This is a genomic window from Gangjinia marincola (assembly GCF_039523415.1).
Taxonomy (GTDB): domain Bacteria; phylum Bacteroidota; class Bacteroidia; order Flavobacteriales; family Flavobacteriaceae; genus Gangjinia; species Gangjinia marincola.
Genome location: NZ_BAAAFG010000015.1, coordinates 151,537 through 169,707, shown reverse-complemented (window position 1 = coordinate 169,707; position 18,171 = coordinate 151,537). Strand labels below are relative to the sequence as shown.

Here is an 18,171-nt window from a genome sequence, read left to right as displayed (position 1 = left end):
CATGAAAACAAAATTGTTATTAGTAGTGTTAGCCCTAGTTGCTATAAGCGTACCTACAAGCGCACAAGAAGATTGTAATGTGACATTATCCATTTTTAGTGAAAGTGCTAAAGTGAAGAATTACGATGCGGCATTACCGATCTATAAAAAATTGATAGAAAAATGTCCTGCAACAAGTATGGCAACCTATCAATATGGGGAACAAATGTTTAAGCATTACATCAAAAACTCAGATGGTTCTCAAGCGACAGAATATGCAAAAGACTTAATCAAAAACTACGAATTAAGATTAGAGCACTTCCCTGCAAAAACAAAAAAAGGGGATTATCTTTCTAAAATAGCACAAGTCGAGTTTGACAATAACATAGGTACTAAAGAAGAGGAATTTAACCATTTTGCAAAAGCCTGGAAAGAGGACAAGGAAAACTTCAACAGTCCTAAAGCATTATATACATATTTTTCGTTAATGGTTGATCTTTATGATGCGGGCAAAAAAGAGCTTCAAGAAGTGTTTGACCTTTATGATGGTATTTCTGAAAAGATCGAAAATGAAGAAGGAAAATTAGCGAAACAACTTTCTATGTTGTCTGAGAAAGAAGAAGCGGGCACTACTTTAACGTCAAAGGAAAAAAGAACATTAAAAAATTCTGAGATTTATCTAAATAACTATGATCAGGTAAGTGGTGGTATCAACGGTAAATTAGGACAGCGTGCTGATTGCGAAAACCTAATCCCACTTTATGAAAAAGATTTTGAAAACAAAAAGACTGATGTAGAATGGTTAAGACGTGCTGCGGGTAGATTGAATTCAAAGGATTGTGAAGACCCATTATTCTTTAAGTTAGTACAGGCACTACACAATGTAGAACCTTCGGCAGAATCAGCACTTTATCTTGGAGTATTAGCAAATAGAGATGGTAAGAGATCTACAGCACTAGATTACTATAATCAAGCGGCAGATTTACAAACAGATGAGAGTAAAAAAGCGGATATTTATGGAAGAATGGCTGGGATCTATAAAAAACAAGGTAGCTATGGTAAGGCCAGAACCTATTATCAAAAGCAATTAGCGATTAAGCCTTCTAAGGGAGAGGCCTATTTGCAGATCGCAAACATGTATGCTTTGAGTGCTAACAACTGTGGTAATACTGTATTTGAGAAAAGATCTGTTTACTGGTTAGCGGCAGATTATGCAGCTAGAGCAGCGCGAGTAAAGCCTTCGCTAAAGTCTACGGCAAACCAGTCTATTGCAAACTACCGTGCTAAAGCACCTAGTAAGGCAGATATCTTTCAGGAAAACATGGCAGGCAAAACGATAAATATTGGATGTTGGATTGGTGAAAAAATTCGCGTGCCTAACTTATAAAATGAATCTAATATCTAGATATGCATTAAAAAGCATTGTAGTGATTACGATCACTACGATGCTTTTTGCATGTACGGGAAAGCTCAGCGAAGTTAAAAACTGGGAATTGGGTCAAGATCGACCTCAAACTTCAGGTAAAGGGATTTTCTTAGTATATACAGATAGTGGTAAGGTACTGGTTAATCTAAAAGCCGAAAAATTGTTGGATTATACCAACCAGGATTTTCCGTATCGAAAATTTCCCGATGGAGTATTTGTGGAGTTTTTTGATGAAGATGGAAAAAAAACCACAATTAAATCAAATTATGCCATCGTGTATGACAGTAAAGATTTGATTGATTTACAAGGAGATGTCGTGATTACGACCAGTGATAGCGTAGTACTCAATGCAGATCAACTCTATTGGAATCAATCAAAAAATTGGGTCTTTACAGATGTTCCCTATGAAGTTACCTTTTCTAACGGTGCACGAAATAAAGGAGAAGGCTTTGATGCTAACGAAACCTTTGATACTTTTAATTCCAGATCTAATGTAGGTATACAGATCGTAGAAGATAAAGAGAACCAAGAAGAAGAAAATGAATAGATACCTTAAGTTTTTTGAATATGCATATATAGTGTTTGCTATTCTTTCTATCGTAGAAGTAGTTCGTAGTTGGGGTGTGGATCAGGATCGTGTCTATATCTTCATGTTTTTCACAGTACTATTTACCTTTTTGTTTTTCTTTAGAAGAAGATTTAGAAAAAAATTTGAAAAGCGTAAACGCGAACAACAAGGTCAATGACTACGGCAATCCTCATTATAATCGCCTCACTCTTATTCTCGGCATTTTTTTCGGGGATGGAAATTGCTTATGTTTCTGCAAATAAGATTCACATTGAAATAGAAAAAAAGAAGGATGATTTTCTGGCAAAGATTTTACAAAAAATCACCAAAAAGCCTTCTAAATTTATAGCCACCATGTTGGTGGGCAATAATATTGCTTTAGTGGTCTATGGATTTTATATGGGCGATGTATTAATGCATTGGTTAAGCGGCATTGAAACTTCTTCGGTCATTATAGAATACGTTATTAGGGATCTTTCCTTATTGACGCAAACCATCATATCCACTATTGTTATTTTGCTGACGGCAGAGTTTCTTCCGAAGGTATTTTTTCAAGTATATTCCAACACCTTAGTAAAGGTTTTTGCATTACCTGCCTATTTTTTCTATGTCCTTTTTGGGCTAATTTCAAGTTTTGTTATTTGGATATCAGATGTAGTACTTAAAGTGCTGTTCAAAACAAAAGGCGATGATGTACAGCTCTCGTTTAGCAAAGTTGAACTAGGAAATTACATCACAGAGCAAATGCAAACGGTAGAAGAAACCGATGAGGTTGATAGTGAAATTCAGATTTTTCAAAATGCCTTAGAATTTTCAGAATTAAAATCCCGCGAGGTCATGATACCGCGAACAGAGATCGTCGCGGTTGATATCCATACTCCGCCTGATGAACTTACCCAAAAATTTATTGAGACCGGCTTATCTAAGATTTTAATATTTAAAGAGTCAAACGACGATATTATCGGATACATCCATGCATTTGAGATGTTCAACCGTCCCCAAAAACTTGGAAAAATACTGCTCCCTGTTGTTTTTGTGCCAGAAACAATGCTCATTAAAGATGTGCTTGACGTGTTGACGAAGAAGCGTAAAAGCATCGCTGTGGTGGTCGACGAATATGGTGGTACCAGCGGGATGATGACTGTTGAAGATATCGTAGAAGAACTCTTTGGTGAAATTGAAGATGAGCACGATGCGGTCGTATTAATTGAAGAGAAACTGGCAGATGATCATTATAGATTTTCAGCACGGCTTGAAGTGGATTATATCAACGAAACTTACAAATTAGATTTGCCAGAAAGTGAACATTATGAAACACTGGGCGGAATGATTGTTGATCACACCGAAGAAATTCCACAGCAAGGTGAACAAGTTAATATTCAGGAAATTCGAATAAAAATCGAAGAAGTATCCAATACTAAAATTGAACTGGTCACCGTAAGAATTCCAGAAGCTGATCAGTAAAACTTGACTACTACATATTTCCTCTTTTTTGGGTTTTAATATTGCTATAAAAACCTTATTTTCGCCCACCTTATAAAAGAAACAAAAGATCAATGGCAGTTTTAAATAATATCAGAAAACGTTCCTTTGTATTAATCATGGTAATCGCATTGGCTCTCTTTGCGTTTATCCTGGCAGATTTATTTAGAAATAGTGGAGCTATTTCAGAAAAGTCAGGCAACCTAATTGGGTTAGTAGGTGATGAAGAAATTTCTCGCGAAGAGTTTGCACGCCAGGTTGAAGCTGCTAACCAGGGAGGTAGAGCAGGTTCAACAACGCAAACAGTAAATCGTGTTTGGGATGCTACGGTACGGCAGTTAGTATTAGAAAATCAATTTGAAGAATTAGGAATTCAAGTTGGTGAAGCGCAGATAAATGCGATGTTACAACAGCAATTAGCAGGGAACCCCAATTTTTCAAATGAAGCAGGCATATTCGATCAAAATAAACTAAGAGAATACGTGAGTACACTTAAAGCTACTTCGCCAGAAGCCTATCAAAGCTGGTTGCAATATGAAGAGAACGTAGCGACTAATGCCAAGTCACAGATTTATTTTAATATGATCAAGGCCGGAATTGGAGCGACACTCTTTGAAGGGGAGCAAGCCTATCAATTAGAGAATAGCAGCGTTGACATTGAATATGTACAATTGGGATACGATACCATCAATGATGAGGAAGTAGAAGTTACTAAAGCCGAAATTGAAGCATACCTTAAAAAAAATGTTGAGCGCTACAAAGCTGAAGCAACCCGAGATATTCAATACGTTTATTTTGAAGATAAGCCTTCGTTAGACGATGATAATCAAACAAAAGCAGGCGTTGAGAGCGTATTAAAAGATAAAATAGAGTATAATGATGTAACAAAACTCAATGATACAGTTCAAAGCTTTGTTGATGTTGGTGACGTAGAGTCATTTGTTAATGAATATTCTGATGTGAAGTATGATGGTAGATTTAAATTTAAAAAAGACCTGCCTAGAGCATTTGCAGATACTATCTACGCACTTGAAGAAGGAGCATTATTTGGTCCGTATAAAGACAACGGTAGCTGGAACGTATCTAGAATCGTAGAAACTAAACAATTGCCGGATTCTGTTCGTTCAAGTCATATCTTAATTGCATATCAGGGCGCAGTGCGTTCTCAAGCAGAGCGTACTAAAGAAGAAGCTGAACAATTAGCGGATAGCCTTTTCAATATAGTAAAAGCGAATAAACGTAAACTAGCAGAACTGGCACCTCAATTTAGTGACGATAGTTCTAATAAAGATAAAGGCGGTGATCTAGACTTTACAGCATATGGTAGAATGGCTCCAGAATTTAATGACTATATCTTTGAAAATAAGATTGGAGACCTTGATTTAGTCGAAACAGTTTTTGGGTACCATATCATTAATATTACCGATCAAAAGAATTTACAAAAAGCACTTAAAGTTGCAACGGTTTCTAGAGCTATTGAATCTTCAGAAAAAACAACCAGTGACCTTTTTACAGAGGCGACATCTTTTGAGATGAGCGCGAAGAAAGACGGTTTTACTGAGGCTTTAGGAGAAGAATATAAAGCCAGACCGGTTAAAGGAGTGAAATCTTTAGACGAGAATATTCCAGGTGTAGGCGCGCAGCGTAATATTGTACAGTGGGCCTTTAACGAAGAAACTAAGGTTGGAGATATCAAGCGATTTGATGTCAATGGCGGGTATGTTGTTGCACAAGTTTCTGCGGCTAAAGAAAAAGGCACACAAAATGCTGATGATGCTGCACTTTTGGTTACACCTATTTTAAAAAATAAGAAAAAAGCAGAGCTACTTAAAAAGCGTATGTCAGGAAAGAGTCTTGAAGAAATTGCTAAGGACGAAGGTGCTAATATTAAGGAGTCCAAATCCCTCAACTTAACAAACCCGTCTTTATCAGGGTCTGGATTTGAACCAAAAGTTGCAGGAGTTGCTTTTGGTCTAGAAGAAGGAGAAATGAGTAATGCTATTGAAGGTACTCGCGGTGTCTATAAAGTGAAAGTTGTTAAGAAAACTGTTGCTCCTGGTTTGGATAACTACCAAGTCTATGCAGTACAACAAACTAACAAGCGTACAACACCAGCAGTTACGAATAATGTGGTTAATGCATTAAAAAAGACGATTGAAATCGAAGATAATAGAGCTAAATTCTATTAGAAAATCAAGATATTCACCTAATCAGCCCTTTTAATTTTAAAAGGGCTTTTTTTATGTTAGACGTGATAATAATATGCAACATATGTAATAAAATGAAGTCTTTTTGAAAATTAATAACATCATGATCAGATTAAAACATATATTTTTTTTGACATTGATAGGGTTACATTTCGTTGCTCTTGCGCAAACAAATTCCCTTAAGGATGTTCAAACTGAATTAGATTCGATTTATACACATGATCAAACGATTAGATTTGAGATCATGAAAATGCAAAAGGAAGGGAAATTACAAACTGATGAGTTTATAGCGTTAGTCACTAAAATGAAGAGGACAGATGCTGACAACCTAAATAAAATAAAGGCTATTTTAGACAGATATGGCTGGCCAAATGATCTCACTGACCAAGGAAATCAAACCATTTTTTTAGTCATTCAACATGCTGATATTGCGACGCAACGTGAGTATCTGCCATTAATTAAAAAAGCAGTTGAGGATAAAAAAATACTTCCGTCAAACTTAGCTATCTTAGAAGACCGAATTGCTTTGCGCAGTGGTGAGAAGCAAATTTACGGCAGCCAGGTTGTCATCGATCAAAATACAGGAATAAAGTACGTAGCTCCTTTAATTGATCCAGATGGGGTGAACCAAAGACGAAAAAGTGTAGGTCTTCCAACGATGGAGGAATACCTAAAGCAATCTTTTCAAATGTCTTGGAGTTTAGATCAGTATAATAAAGACTATATAAAGGCTAATGAAGTTGCACAAAAAATGATAAACCAGTAAGAATATTCTCATAAAACCATATCACAATATTCCACAACGGTAGGATAACCACGCTTCTTAAAATACGTACGGGCGTTTTCATTTCCTGTTGCTAATATAAAATCACCACCCCATCCTCCCAAACTTTTAATGCTTCCATAGGAGTAGTCTTTAAACAAACGTTCCTTTACTGTAGTTAGATTTAAAAAATTAGATAAGATGATTTCGTGATCAATGATAATTTCATTGAAACGCGCTAAGGAATGACATTGAGCAAATTCTTTGGTTAATGCTGTCAGTTGCGTTATAGCTTTTTCTCGTTTTTCTATGGGTTGGCTGCGATAATATTTAATAGCCTCACGACTACTTTTCTTTTGATTAAGATGAACAAAAAAAAGCTTGTCCTTAAAAATAGGATCAAAATTTACGCTCTCCACTACGGGCTTTTTTTCTTGTAAAGAAAAAAAGATAGGATGATTATATTTTGCGCTGGCAATGTCATAACCACTACCTGTAAAGGTTTTTTCTAGAAGCACATAAGCGTCTATTTCTGCCCACTGGGCAAAATTATTTAACAATGTAGAGGATGAACCTAAGCCCCAGTCTTTAGGAAATTGTAATGTTGAAATGAACTCCCAGCCGGTTGAGCTTTTAAAGACACGATCATTCATTGCATACATTGTTTTGAAAATATCAAAGAGACGCTTTACCTCTTTTGATGGATTTTCATCTCTCAAGGTTATGATTTTGTCTTCAAAGCTAAAGATGACTTCCAACCAAAGGCTTTGATCATGCAGAAAACTACTCCACTTAATTATAGGTTCATTTAACTTATTTACGGCTAAAGACTGCCCTTTTTTTGTGGGAATAGCTAAAGCGGTTGCGCCATCAAGCACAAGATATTCTGCGGTGAGTAATAATTTACCATTACTGTAAAATTTATTCACCACGAAGTTGCTTTAGTTGTTCCACCACGGTATTGTGACTCACGTTATGTTTTGTGAAATATTGAATAAGCTGGTCTTTTTCTATAGAAGTTGCATCAAATTGATTCATGATATTCATGAGATGCATTTTCATATGGCCTTCTTGAATTCCAGTGGTGGTGAGCGATTTTAAGGCGGCAAAATTTTGTGCTAATCCGGCAACAGCAACGATTTTCATAAGTTCATTGGCACTTGGATTTTTTAGAACATGCATTGCCATTTTGACTAAGGGATGTAAACTTGTTAATCCTCCAACAGTACCCAGTGCTAGTGGTAAATCAATCCAAAAATGAAAGATACCATCTTCATCAATTTCTGCATCGGTTAAGCTACGGTATTGACCATCTTTTGCAGCATACGCATGAACCCCCGCTTCAACAGCTCTAAAATCATTTCCTGTTGCAAGTATTACAGCGTCAACACCATTCATGATGCCTTTATTATGAGTAACGGCTCTGTACGGTTCTACTTGGGCGATGTTTACTGCTTGACAAAACTTTTCAGCAAACTCTTTGCCTTTATAGTCCTTAAAATTTAATTCTGAAACAGGACAGGAAACACTGGCTCTCACCAAACAGTTAGGAACATAATTAGAGAGAATGCTCATTACTACTTCGATCTGTTTTTCTTTAGAAGAAAAATCAGAATAATGTTGAGCATTTTCGACCAGGGTTTTAGAAAACTGTTCCAAACAGGAATTAATAAAATTAGCTCCCATTGCATCTTTGGTCTCAAAAGTACAGTGCAACTGAAAGTAATTTGCTAAGGCTTCGGTTTTATCAACCAGCTCAATATGAGTAATACCACCACCCCGCTTTCTCATATTCTTTGTGAGAGCTTCGGTATCATCAAAAAAGTGTTTTTTGTGTATTTTAAAGAAAGTCTTAAGCTTTTCTTTATTTCCCTGATACATAAAATGAACTTGACCAACTTTTTCAGTAGAAATCACTTCGGCTTTAAATCCACCTCGTTTCAACCAAAATTTTGCAGCGTTGCTTGCCGCAGCCACGACAGAGCTCTCTTCAATCGCCATTGGGATGGCGTAGAGCGTATCATCAATTAAAAAATTAGGAGCGATTCCTAGTGGCAGGTAATAATTTGTTATGGTGTTTTCTATAAACTCATCATGAAGTTCTTGGAGTTCCTTATCATCATTCCAATATTGACGTAGAATTTTAGAAGCATTGGGAAAATCCTGAAGGTAATTGGTGATGAGCCAATTGATTTTTTCTTCTTTGGTGAACTTAGAAAAACCGTTGACAGGCTTGGTCATAAATACATCTCTATTAAGATACAAAGATACAACCGCAGAATTGTTTATGTATCTAAATATTTAGTACAAAATAGATGGATTGAGATGGAAAGCATCTTTACTTAACATATTCTTTAGATTTAACAGCTAAACCAGCTATATTATGAGGAATTTTCAGTAAACTTGGCTGGCAAAATTTTAAGCAAACTTCATGATAAAATCTTTTTTACGCGGAATTTTTATTTTCCTCATCACTACAGTCACTTTTGCTCAGGAAAAAGAGCTCACGTTAGAAGAAATTTGGGGAGGTGTATTTAGACAGGAGCGTTTGCAATCATTACGATCTCTTGATAATGGAAAAGAATATGTGGTGCAGGAATCTGATCGTGCGACGCGAACGATGAGCATAGAAGCCTACAGCTACGAAACAGGAGAAAAGACCAGAACCATTCTAACGACCGCAGATATTGACGGATTGAATTTCTTTAGTGCTTATCGCATGAGCGAGGATGAGAATCGTATCCTATTAGCCACTGATTTAGAGCAAATTTACCGTAGATCCAGCCGCGGTATCTACTTTATCTACGACTTAGCATCTAAGAAACTTATCCAAGTAAGTGATCGAAAAATACAGGAACCTACGTTTTCTCCAGATGCAACAAAAGTGGCATACGGTTTTGAAAATAATTTATACATTTTTGATGTTGGCTTACGACAAACTACCCAAGTTACAAATGATGGAGTAGTCAACAAAGTCATCAATGGAATTACTGATTGGGTGTACGAAGAGGAATTTGCCTTTGTTCGTGCGTTTGATTGGAATAAAAATGGAACCAAACTGGCTTTTCTTCAATTTGATGAGACCAATGTTCCAGAGTTTTCCATGGACATGTACGGTAACTATGGAAAAGATTTGTATCCTTCTCAATCTGTCTTTAAATATCCCAAGGCAGGGGAGAAAAATGCCGATGTAAGCCTTCACCTCTATGATTTGTCAAGCCAAAAGATAAATGAAGTAAATCTCTTGAAGGAGTATGAATATGTACCGCGTATTGAATGGACTAATGAAAACGATGTGCTTAGTGTACAGGCGATGAATCGCTATCAAAACGTACTGGATTTGATTTTTGTGAATGCCAAGACGATGACACCCACGATAGTTTTGTCTGAAAAAGATGAGGCATATATTGATGTAACTGATAATCTTACCTTTTTAAATGACAATAGCTTTATTTGGACAAGTGAACAGGATGGATGGAATCATATTTATCACTACAATAAGAAAGGAAAACTTTTAAACCAAGTAACTAAGGGACTTTGGGAAGTAACCAACTACTATGGATTTAGTCCAAAGACAGGTAGAATTTATTTTCAAAGTACCGAGAATGGTTCAACCAATAGAGACGTCTTTTCTGTTAATGCTAACGGAAGCAATAAAGTACGTCTTACAACAAGAACGGGAACTAATCGCGCAGATTTTAGTAGCGACTTTAGTTACTTTATTAATACGTTCACGAGTGTAAAAAATCCACCTGAATACACCTTGCACTCCGGAAAAAACGGAAAATTAATCCGAAAAATAAAAGACAATTCAGCGCTTATTAACCAGTTGAAGCCGTATAACCTAAGCAAGAAAGAGCTTTCAACCATCAATGTAAATGGTAATGAGCTCAACATGTGGATGATCAAACCGACAGATTTTGATCCGACTAAGAAATATCCATTGTTCATGTACCAGTACTCCGGTCCCGGATCTCAATCAGTATCTAACAGTTTTGCTTCTGCCAATGATTATTGGTATCAAATGCTAGCGAATCAAGGGTATATTGTGGCTTGTGTGGATGGAAGAGGTACCGGACTCAAAGGAGCCGAATTTAAAAAGGTTACTCAAAAGGAACTGGGAAAGTTTGAGGTCGAGGATCAAATTCAAGCTGCACGCCAATTAGGTGCGATGGATTTCATTGATGAAAACCGAATCGGAATCTGGGGCTGGAGTTACGGTGGTTTTATGGCGGCAAATTGCCTGCTTAAAGGGAATGATGTATTTAAAATGGCGATTGCAGTGGCACCGGTAACAAGTTGGAGATTTTACGATACGATATATACAGAACGTTATATGACGACCCCACAGGAGAATCCAAGCGGCTACGATGAAAACTCACCCATCAACCATGTTGATAAATTAAAAGGGGATTTTTTAATTGTACATGGTTCTGGAGATGATAACGTACACGTGCAAAATACCATGCAGATGATAGAAGCCTTAATTCAAGCGAATAAGCAGTTTGATTGGGCGATTTATCCCGATAAAAATCACGGAATTTACGGAGGCAATACACGACTCCATTTATACACAAAAATGACCAATTTTATCAAAGAAAACTTATAATTACTACGCATACGCTATAAATAATCACACCTTATGGAATTTAAATTTGGAGGTTCAGCAACGAATCAAAAAACAGTTTTAGGTCACCCTTCAGGACTTTTTGTCCTTTTCTTTACAGAAATGTGGGAACGCTTTTCCTACTATGGGATGCGTGCTCTTTTAGTCCTTTTCTTAACCGCGTCAATCTTGGATGAAGGCGGATGGGGTTGGGAACGCTCTGATGCAACCTTATTGTATGGTTGGTATATTGGATTAGTGTATTTGACACCAATCGTTGGAGGCTGGATTGCAGATAAATTCTTAGGCTACCGACGGTCTGTGGTCTTGGGAGCATTTATTATGACCTTAGGCCATGCTTCTATGGCTCTTGAGATAGTAACTGATTTGTTCTTCTATTTAGGATTAGTGCTACTTATTTTAGGGAATGGCTTATTTAAACCAAATATTTCTTCTATTGTAGGGAAACTCTACAAGTCCAACGGAAAAGAAAAAGATGCAGGATACACAATATTCTATATGGGGATTAATGCAGGTGCTTTTTTAGGGATTCTTTTATGTGGATATATAGGAGAAAAAGTAGGTTGGCATTATGGATTTGGATTAGCCGGAATATTTATGTTCTTTGGAATGTTACAATTTTACTTTGGTCAAAAGATTTTTGGCAAAATAGGTCTCTCACCACAACAACTTGTCGATTTTGACGATGCACTAGAAGATTCGGTTGAGGATACCTGGGAGCAAGTGGAAGAGGTTGTAGAAGGAGTACAAAAATCTAAAGTTGATCGTGATCGGATAACTGTAATCGCGGTTTTTGCATTATTTACAACCTTCTTCTGGTGGGCGTTTGAGCAGGCAGGGAGCTCCATGACTATTTTTGCAGCAGATTATACCGATCGCGCTCTTGAGGGATCTGCAGCGACTACTTTTACCGTTATAAATTCCATTATCACATTAGTTCCTTTACTAGTCATTACTTGGGTATTATTGATGCTTTTCAAACAAACCTTTGGAAAATATGCTTTATCCAACATTTGGCTTGGCTCCAGTTTTGTCATTATTTGGGGGATAGTTATTTGGATGCTTATGCGTGAATTCAATGCAGAGAATACCGAGGTGCCCGCATCTTGGTTTTCTGTATTAAACTCATTGTTTATTATTTTGTTTGCACCGGTTTTTTCTAAAATATGGGAGAGTAAATTGAATCCCGCAGGACCAATCAAATTTGGTATTGGATTAATTCTATTAGGTTTAGGATTTGCGATTCTATCTTTTGGATCGGCAACAATACCAGATGGAGCAAAAACTGCATCGGTAAGTATGATATTCTTAATACTAGCTTATCTTTTTCATACGTTAGGAGAACTGTGCATCTCTCCCGTTGGATTGTCATATGTAAGTAAATTAGCACCTTTAAAATTGGTTGGAATGATGTTTGGAATCTGGTTTATTTCTAATTTTTTGGCCGGTGTTATTGGAGGTTGGACTGCCAGTTATATTGATCCTATTTCAGAGAAATATGGATTGGATGTATTCTTCTTAATTTTCACAGTTATACCCATGTCAGCAGGATTGATCATGTTTGTATTCAATAAAAAATTGATTAAAATGATGCACGGTATTCGCTAGATATTGATGTAAGTTTATGTGAACTCTTACGACTACTTTGGTATAATATTTGACCTTTAGAAGAAATATGAAAGCATTTATTTTTTTCTTTTTCATCAGTTTTTCGGTCGTTTCGATGGCTCAGGAAATTAACTGGATGACCATGGACGAAGCTCTGGCTGCACAAAAAGAGAATCCTAAGAAAATCATGGCAGATATTTATACGACCTGGTGTGGACCCTGTAAGATGATGGATAAGAACACCTTTACAAACAAGGATTTGGTCGACTATGTAAATGAAAATTATTACGCCGTAAAGTTCAATGCAGAAGGAACAGAAGAGGTTAATTACAACGATTTTAAATATACCAATCCAAACTACGATCCTAACCGCAAAGGGCGTAATGGTACGCATTTTTTTGCGCATGCGTTGAAATTGCAAGGTTATCCCAGTATCGTATTTTTTGATGAAGAAGGCGGAATCATCTCACCAGTCACAGGTTATCGTACACCTCAGCAATTGGAACTCTATTTAAAAATGATTGCCAGCGATGAATATAAAGAGTTGACTACTGAAGACAAATGGGTCGAATACGAAAAGAATTTTGAACCTAGTTTTAAGATATAACTAAAATAAAGTTTGCTAAGAGGCTTTATTTTATAATGAAAGCTCCATTTTCACGCGTGTTATGAAAAAGGAGCTTTTCTTTTTTACACGTGTTTTCCCAGCGTTTGGTATATGAGATATAATTACTTCCATCAGCAATGATCTGCTTAGGTTGTAATGAATCAATTAAACGTTTTAAATTCACTCTAGGTGAGTTTCTTAGAAGAATAATGGGTGAAGTGTTATTTGTGAAAGGATAATAGACACCAAGGCTGTCTACTACTAAAACAACTTCTTTTTTTGGAGTATAGATGGATGTTATTGGTGCTAGAATTACATCTTTGATATTTGCCCCAGTGATATAATTAGTATACGTATTTAGATCTCGTATATCATATTCATAATTATGGCGCAACAGCAAAGAGTCTTCACGCTTAGAACCTATCATAGTTTTTTGTCCATTATGAAAAATTATAAATTCATTATCTACAGGTTGTGCCTTTTGAAATATCCAGTAGGACTGTAATAACAGAAGGGAAACAAGTAAAGGTTTATACTTTATTTGTTTTAAACCAATGAATAGTGAAACTATAATCAGATAAAATAGCGCTAAATGAATTGGCGTAAAATAGATGTTTCCAAAGATAAAATCCTCTTGTGTGGCTACCCAGCCTACAAAACGGTTGAGGCTATTGAGAATATTCTCAAAGAGATTTACTAAAACTTGGGGTAAATATCCAATGAGTGATAAGATGATGACCACTACTCCTGTGCCTAGAATGATACCCAGCATGGGAATGATAACCAGATTAGAGATAAAAAATAATCCAGGGAACTGATGGAAATAAAATAAACTCAGGGGCAGAACGCCTAACTGTGCCGCCACGGTTACGGTGAGTGTATTCCAACATAATTTATCTAATTTGAATCTTGGCTTGTACCATGTTGCAAATACAGGTTGAAATAAAATGATACCCAAGACAGCCAAATAACTCAGTTGAAAGCCTACTTCAAAAATGATGCGTGGCTGGAGGATGATCAACAACATAAACGAAATACATAGTGTATTAATCGTAGAGACTTTTCGTTTTAAATTTAGTCCTACGCTGAGAAAAGAGAACATGGTAACCGCACGCAGTACAGAAGGTGACAAACCCGCAATAAAAGCAAAACACCATAAACATAAGATTACTAAAATGAGTTTAAGAAGTTTTCCTCGTGGCAATAATTCTAGCGGCTTAAATATCCATTGTAAGAGTAATAGTATGATTCCTACGTGAAGCCCTGAGACAGCTAGGATATGAACCACTCCGGCGTTTGCATAATTTTGATATAAATCTTTATCTAAATCCTGTTTTTGTCCTAATAACAAGGCCTGAATTAATTGAAGGCTTTTCTGATTAAATCCAGCTGCTTGTAAAGAGGCTGAAATTTTAGTCCGAACTTGGTCAGATAGTGCAATTACAGATAAGTCTGAATTTTCAGCCTGTACGAGATAAAGAGAGTCTACTTTGAGTTGTGCATATACTTCACGATTTTTCATGTACTCCCTGTAATTAAATTGATAGGGATTGAGTGGTTGAGGGATTTCACTAAAACTTGCGGCAAATAAAACAGTAGACTCTAACGGAATGGAAGAATTCTTATCATTAATGTTGAGTAGAACTTTTCCTGTGCTGGGAGTTTCGTCGATATGTTGGATTAAGGCGATATAGTTACTATAATAACTGGTGGTTTTAAGCTGGCGTACGATTCTAGCCTCAATATGATGTAGTTGCTTGGCATCATAATGTTGATGAGAATAGTGCAAATTTGAATGCGAGGAACTTCTTGATTCGACACTTATAATTCCCAGTAAAATCAATAAAAGATAAGCTGTTATGCCAAAGTAAAGCGGGTTTAATCTGCGTTTTCGATTTATGACGTAAATAATGCTAAATACCACAAATACACATCCACAGATAATCAGGGCGTGCATTAAGTCAATACCTACAAAAAAACCAAAGAGTACTCCAAGTAGGTAACTAAAAGTTAGTTTTATAAAGGTAATATTCAGCCATTTCATTACTAAATGTACTGAAAATCAAAAATATATCAAATCATCCTCCGCGCCATCACAAAAGCCTTACGCCAGTACTCCTGATCCAGGGCAGAAATAATGACACCACGTGAAGAGGTAGAATGGATAAAATAAATGTGATGCTCATCCAGTTCGACCACCATCCCAACATGGTTAATGACTTTGCTGTTTTTACGAGTACCAAAAAACAACAAATCACCTAAAGTGACTTCTTTTAGTTTAAGGCGCTCACCTTGCAGTGACATATCTCTTGATCTTCGGGGGAGAGTAATATTTTCAGATAAGTAAGATTGACAAATCAATCCAGAGCAGTCCATGCCTTTACGGGTGTTTCCGCCATAGCGGTATTTAACTCCTTCAAATTGTTTGGCATATAAACTAACGCGAGCACCTACTAGCGTATAATCTTCTCCGCTTCCGACAGGAATAGAAGAAGAAGAGGATGTTATAGCGTTGTTTGTCTTGATACTCCTTTTTGAAGAGCCACAAGACACCACCAGGACAGATAAAAACAAAATAGTCAAAAATGCTTTCATGCTACTTCAAAAATAGAAAAATTTAAAAAACCCACTAAAATTCAGCGCCTGCTTATTCCTTAACGGTAGAATTGTAGATCAATTGCGCGGTTGTTGCACTCGCACCTGCGCCGCCTAATTTTTCTCTAAGTGTAGTATAATCATCAAGAATTGCAGCACGCCTTATCCCGCTAAGAATTAATGTAAGTTCCTGCTCAAGTTGTACGGGATTAAATCCTGTCTGGATCAATTCTTTCACCACCTCACGGTCCATAATGAGGTTCACTAATGAAATATAAGAAAGGTTAATAATGCGTTTTGCAATTTGATACGATAAAAAGCTTCCTTTATAACACACCACCTGGGGTACATTAAAAAGTGCAGTTTCCAGCGTTGCTGTTCCTGAAGTCACTAGGGCAGCGTGGGCATGATCCAGTAAATCATAGGTTTGATTTTGGATAAGAGTAATTTCTTCGGAAGAGAAAAATTGCTCATAATATTCCCGATCCTGACTTGGTGCTCCTGCTACAACAAACTGATAGTCTTTAAATATATCTTTCATCTGAAGCATCACCTCAAGCATTTTGGCAATTTCTTGCTTTCGGCTTCCCGGAAGTAGTGCTATAATAGGGCGATCATCCAGTTTGTGTTGTGCTTTAAATGTTTCTTTAGAAAGAATAGTGCGATTTTCAATAGCATCCAGCAAGGGGTGACCTACAAAGTGCACCTGGTAGTCGTGCTTCTTTTCATAAAAGGTTTTCTCAAACGGAAGAATAACATACATGTGATCCACATCTCGTTTAATGGCCTTTATACGATTCTCTTTCCACGCCCAAATTTGAGGAGAAATGTAGAAGTGAGTAGAAAAGCCTTGTTTTTTAGCCCATTTCATCACCGGAAAGTTGAACCCGGGGTAATCAATAAAAATAATCGCATCAGGTCGATAAGCTGCAATATCTTTTTTACAGGCAGCAATATTTCTTAGCGCTGTTCTGATATTTAAAACAACTTCAATGAATCCCATAAATGCCCGCGTTTTATAATGATTCACTAGTATTCCACCTTGCTCTTCCATCAAATCACCACCCCAATACCTAAAGTCTGCAGCGGGATCAACCTCTTTGAGCTGCTTCATGAGGTTAGCGCCGTGTAAGTCTCCAGATGCTTCACCGGCAATGAGGTAGTACTTCATATCAAATGAATTTAAGAACGGCCATCGTTATAGCAGAAAGTAAAGAAGCAATAATAACTCCTCTGGCCTTAAAGAGCATTTTTCGATTTAAAAAAAGAAAAAAAGGAACGAAATTTAGTAATGCGCCCAGCGCAATAATGCTTCCTAGTATTCCTTGGTTTGCGGCATTTCTTAGCGTTTCTTCGATGCCATAATCAGAAAGAGCAAGCACATAGAGAAGAACGCCTATAAGATTAAAAACGATCCCAACGACCATCCCCGTTATAATATTTTTTGCTATCATGATACCTTATTGAGCCCCCAGCTATTCAAATCCTGCACCACGTGATGAGCTGTTAAATCAAACTGTACGGGTACAACCGAAACGTATCCATTTGCAAGAGCCCATTCATCAGTATCTTCTCCTTGATCTTCATTTATAAATTCCCCGGTAAGCCAATAATAATCTCTGCCCTGTGGATTAGTACGTTTATCAAAATTTTCTACCCAATGTGCTTTAGCTTGGCGACATATTTTGACGCCTTTTATGTCGTCCTCTGATAATTTAGGTAGATTTACATTAAGAACCACACCCTTGGGTAATCCTTCTTCCAATACTTTTTGTGTAATTGCTTTGACAAATTTTTTAGTCGGTTTAAAGTCTGCATTAAGTGAATAATCTAACAATGAAAACCCTATGGCCGGGATACCTTCAGTGCCGGCTTCTACAGCTGCACTCATCGTACCCGAATATATTACGTTGATCGATGAATTAGACCCATGATTGATTCCACTAACACATAAATCAGGTTTGCGCTTCATGATTTCTTGTGTAGCCAATTTTACACAATCTGCGGGAGTACCAGAGCAACTGTATTCCTGGTGATCTTCACTAGCCTTTAATTGTACAGGATCGCAATACAGTGCGTCATTGATTGTAATGGCATGCCCCATTCCGCTTTGGGGGCTATCTGGAGCAACGACAACTACATCACCCAGTTCTTTCATAACGTCAATGAGGGTACGAATTCCCGGCGCAGTGATGCCGTCATCATTCGTAACTAATATTAAAGGTTTTTTCACAATGGTTGTTTGATTTAAATAGGCTCAAAAATACATAAAATCTAAGGGATGAGGAGTATTAGTTAGTTTAACAAAT

The 18,171-nt window shown here is 36.9% G+C and carries 16 protein-coding genes; 9 read left to right on the top strand and 7 right to left on the bottom strand.

Features of this window, described 5'->3' with window-relative positions; genetic code table 11:
- Position 1: 1 nt before the first annotated feature.
- The 6 genes from ABD000_RS08600 to ABD000_RS08575 all read left to right on the top strand — a co-directional run bounded on the left by ABD000_RS08600 (position 2) and on the right by ABD000_RS08575 (position 6,428).
- Positions 2-1,366, top strand: coding sequence for a hypothetical protein (locus ABD000_RS08600; protein ID WP_343766041.1), 1,365 nt, complete (start codon positions 2-4; stop codon positions 1,364-1,366).
- Position 1,367: 1 nt separating this feature from the next.
- Positions 1,368-1,952, top strand: a complete 585-nt coding sequence (gene lptC / locus ABD000_RS08595; protein ID WP_343766038.1) for an LPS export ABC transporter periplasmic protein LptC — start codon at positions 1,368-1,370, stop codon at positions 1,950-1,952.
- The gene (locus ABD000_RS08590; RefSeq protein ID WP_343766035.1) at positions 1,945-2,151 is read left to right on the top strand and encodes a hypothetical protein; all 207 of its coding nucleotides are present in this window, start codon (positions 1,945-1,947) and stop codon (positions 2,149-2,151) included. The genes lptC and ABD000_RS08590 overlap by 8 nt, the downstream gene beginning before the upstream one ends.
- Entirely contained in the window at positions 2,148-3,437 is a 1,290-nt protein-coding gene (locus ABD000_RS08585) for a hemolysin family protein (RefSeq protein WP_343766033.1), read from the top strand. The genes ABD000_RS08590 and ABD000_RS08585 overlap by 4 nt, the downstream gene beginning before the upstream one ends.
- A 92-nt stretch (positions 3,438-3,529) precedes the next feature.
- A complete protein-coding gene (locus ABD000_RS08580; protein WP_343766031.1) occupies positions 3,530-5,644 on the top strand; it encodes a peptidylprolyl isomerase in 2,115 nt (704 codons plus the stop codon).
- A 103-nt stretch (positions 5,645-5,747) separates the two neighbouring features.
- Complete coding sequence (locus ABD000_RS08575) at positions 5,748-6,428, top strand: DUF6624 domain-containing protein (RefSeq protein ID WP_343766028.1); 681 nt, start codon at positions 5,748-5,750, stop codon at positions 6,426-6,428.
- Positions 6,429-6,436: 8 nt separating this feature from the next.
- On the opposite strand, the gene ABD000_RS08570 is transcribed toward ABD000_RS08575, so the two are convergent.
- Entirely contained in the window at positions 6,437-7,354 is a 918-nt protein-coding gene (locus tag ABD000_RS08570; protein ID WP_343766026.1) for a GYDIA family GHMP kinase, read from the bottom strand.
- The gene (locus ABD000_RS08565) at positions 7,347-8,666 is read right to left on the bottom strand and encodes a hydroxymethylglutaryl-CoA reductase, degradative (RefSeq protein WP_343766023.1); all 1,320 of its coding nucleotides are present in this window, start codon (positions 8,664-8,666) and stop codon (positions 7,347-7,349) included. The genes ABD000_RS08570 and ABD000_RS08565 overlap by 8 nt, the downstream gene beginning before the upstream one ends.
- 190 nt (positions 8,667-8,856) lie before the next feature.
- Between ABD000_RS08565 and ABD000_RS08560 the strand changes: the two genes are divergently transcribed.
- From ABD000_RS08560 to ABD000_RS08550, 3 genes are all read left to right on the top strand, one after another.
- Complete coding sequence (locus tag ABD000_RS08560) at positions 8,857-11,034, top strand: S9 family peptidase (RefSeq protein WP_343766020.1); 2,178 nt, start codon at positions 8,857-8,859, stop codon at positions 11,032-11,034.
- Between the two features lie 33 nt (positions 11,035-11,067).
- Entirely contained in the window at positions 11,068-12,660 is a 1,593-nt protein-coding gene (locus ABD000_RS08555) for a peptide MFS transporter (RefSeq protein WP_343766017.1), read from the top strand.
- Positions 12,661-12,727: 67 nt separating this feature from the next.
- Complete coding sequence (locus tag ABD000_RS08550; RefSeq protein WP_343766013.1) at positions 12,728-13,267, top strand: thioredoxin family protein; 540 nt, start codon at positions 12,728-12,730, stop codon at positions 13,265-13,267.
- 25 nt (positions 13,268-13,292) lie between these two features.
- Here the strand turns inward: ABD000_RS08550 and ABD000_RS08545 are convergent, their stop codons facing one another.
- The 5 genes from ABD000_RS08545 to surE are packed head-to-tail and all read right to left on the bottom strand — an operon-like array spanning position 13,293 to position 18,098.
- Positions 13,293-15,311, bottom strand: a complete 2,019-nt coding sequence (locus ABD000_RS08545) for a ComEC/Rec2 family competence protein (RefSeq protein WP_343766010.1) — start codon at positions 15,309-15,311, stop codon at positions 13,293-13,295.
- Between the two features lie 29 nt (positions 15,312-15,340).
- Positions 15,341-15,862 (bottom strand): C40 family peptidase, encoded by a 522-nt coding sequence (locus ABD000_RS08540; RefSeq protein WP_343766007.1) that lies wholly within the window; start codon positions 15,860-15,862, stop codon positions 15,341-15,343.
- Positions 15,863-15,914: 52 nt separating this feature from the next.
- Positions 15,915-17,033, bottom strand: a complete 1,119-nt coding sequence (gene lpxB / locus ABD000_RS08535) for a lipid-A-disaccharide synthase (protein ID WP_343766004.1) — start codon at positions 17,031-17,033, stop codon at positions 15,915-15,917.
- A gap of 1 nt (position 17,034) precedes the next feature.
- Positions 17,035-17,316, bottom strand: a complete 282-nt coding sequence (locus tag ABD000_RS08530) for a hypothetical protein (RefSeq protein WP_343766002.1) — start codon at positions 17,314-17,316, stop codon at positions 17,035-17,037.
- On the bottom strand, positions 17,313-18,098 hold the full coding sequence (surE, locus tag ABD000_RS08525; RefSeq protein ID WP_343767297.1) for a 5'/3'-nucleotidase SurE: 786 nt from the start codon (positions 18,096-18,098) through the stop codon (positions 17,313-17,315). Before surE ends, ABD000_RS08530 begins: the two co-directional genes overlap by 4 nt.
- Positions 18,099-18,171: the final 73 nt, after the last annotated feature.

What these genes read in the sequence shown, in the direction of transcription:
- ABD000_RS08600 (WP_343766041.1), top strand. Translation starts at nt 2, where the DNA reads ATGAAAACAAAATTGTTATTAGTAGTGTTAGCCCTAGTTGCTATAAGC.
- lptC (WP_343766038.1), top strand. Translation starts at nt 1,368, where the DNA reads ATGAATCTAATATCTAGATATGCATTAAAAAGCATTGTAGTGATTACG.
- ABD000_RS08590 (WP_343766035.1), top strand. Translation starts at nt 1,945, where the DNA reads ATGAATAGATACCTTAAGTTTTTTGAATATGCATATATAGTGTTTGCT.
- ABD000_RS08585 (WP_343766033.1), top strand. Translation starts at nt 2,148, where the DNA reads ATGACTACGGCAATCCTCATTATAATCGCCTCACTCTTATTCTCGGCA.
- ABD000_RS08580 (WP_343766031.1), top strand. Translation starts at nt 3,530, where the DNA reads ATGGCAGTTTTAAATAATATCAGAAAACGTTCCTTTGTATTAATCATG.
- ABD000_RS08565 (WP_343766023.1), bottom strand. Translation starts at nt 8,666, where the DNA reads ATGACCAAGCCTGTCAACGGTTTTTCTAAGTTCACCAAAGAAGAAAAA.
- ABD000_RS08560 (WP_343766020.1), top strand. Translation starts at nt 8,857, where the DNA reads ATGATAAAATCTTTTTTACGCGGAATTTTTATTTTCCTCATCACTACA.
- ABD000_RS08555 (WP_343766017.1), top strand. Translation starts at nt 11,068, where the DNA reads ATGGAATTTAAATTTGGAGGTTCAGCAACGAATCAAAAAACAGTTTTA.
- ABD000_RS08550 (WP_343766013.1), top strand. Translation starts at nt 12,728, where the DNA reads ATGAAAGCATTTATTTTTTTCTTTTTCATCAGTTTTTCGGTCGTTTCG.
- ABD000_RS08545 (WP_343766010.1), bottom strand. Translation starts at nt 15,311, where the DNA reads ATGAAATGGCTGAATATTACCTTTATAAAACTAACTTTTAGTTACCTA.
- ABD000_RS08540 (WP_343766007.1), bottom strand. Translation starts at nt 15,862, where the DNA reads ATGAAAGCATTTTTGACTATTTTGTTTTTATCTGTCCTGGTGGTGTCT.
- lpxB (WP_343766004.1), bottom strand. Translation starts at nt 17,033, where the DNA reads ATGAAGTACTACCTCATTGCCGGTGAAGCATCTGGAGACTTACACGGC.
- ABD000_RS08530 (WP_343766002.1), bottom strand. Translation starts at nt 17,316, where the DNA reads ATGATAGCAAAAAATATTATAACGGGGATGGTCGTTGGGATCGTTTTT.